Annotated in this window: 1 pseudogene; it reads left to right on the top strand. The window is 54.2% G+C overall.

The annotated features are described in order from the left end of the window. Positions 1-1,168 (top strand): annotated as a pseudogene (locus tag ACYVRB_RS14225) (hypothetical protein); the annotation flags it as partial.

Genomic DNA, 1,168 nt, shown 5'->3' with positions numbered 1-1,168 from the left:
GGCTGCCAAAGACAACGCGACGGCGTCTACAGCAACAGATCCAAAACCAGTTGGTAATGAAGATACTGTTATCGCTGCAAAAAAGACGCTGGATGCTGCTTTAGCAGACCCGGAAAGTGGCACGACGACGATCAACAACGCAGCGGATGCCTACAATAAGGCAGTAACGGCTGCGAAGGCTGCCCGTGATGATGCTAAGACCGCAGGTCAAGCGGCAGTTGATACCGCCACGACTGATGGGGTCGATCAGAACCCAGATGTTGCCGCGGCAGTTAAGGCATATACCGATGTTGTGACAGGTGCAGACGCCGGGACGAAGACAACGGCAGACGTTGAAGCAGCGACAAAGGCTGTTCAAACTGCGATCGCTGCAGCTAAGGCTGCCAAAGACAACGCCACGACAGCTACACAACAAGATGCAACACCAGTCGGCAATGAAAAGACAGTTAGCGACGCCAAGACAGCGCTGGATAATGCTTTAGCAGATCCAACCAGTGACGCCAAGACACTCAAGACGGTAGCAGATGACTACACGAAAGCCATCAGTGACGCCAAGACGGCTCGTGCGACGGCTAAGACCGCAGGTCAAGCGGCAGTTGATACCGCCACGACTGATGGGGTCGATCAGAACCCAGATGTTGCCGCGGCAGTTAAGGCATATACCGATGTTGTGACAGGTGCAGACGCCGGGACGAAGACAACGGCAGACGTTGAAGCAGCGACAAAGGCTGTTCAAACTGCGATCGCTGCAGCTAAGGCTGCCAAAGACAACGCCACGACAGCTACACAACAAGATGCAACACCAGTCGGCAATGAAAAGACAGTTAGCGATGCCAAGACAGCGCTGGATAATGCTTTAGCAGATCCAACCAGTGACGCCAAGACACTCAAGACGGTAGCAGATGACTACACGAAAGCCATCAGTGACGCCAAGACGGCTCGTGCGACGGCTAAGACCGACGGTCAAGCGGCAGTTGATACCGCCACGACGGATGGGGTCGATCAGAACCCGGATGTTGTCGTAGCAGTTAAGGCATATAACGATGTTGTGACAGGTGCAGACGCCGGTACGAAGACAACGGCAGACGTTGAAGCAGCGACAAAGGATGTTCAAACTGCGATTGTTGCAGCCAAAGCTGCCAAAGACAACGCCACGACAGCTGCGCAA

Source organism: Lacticaseibacillus boliensis, from assembly GCF_054784775.1.
The sequence above is the reverse complement of the archived record's forward strand: the minus strand, read 5'-3'. Positions and strand labels throughout refer to the sequence as shown.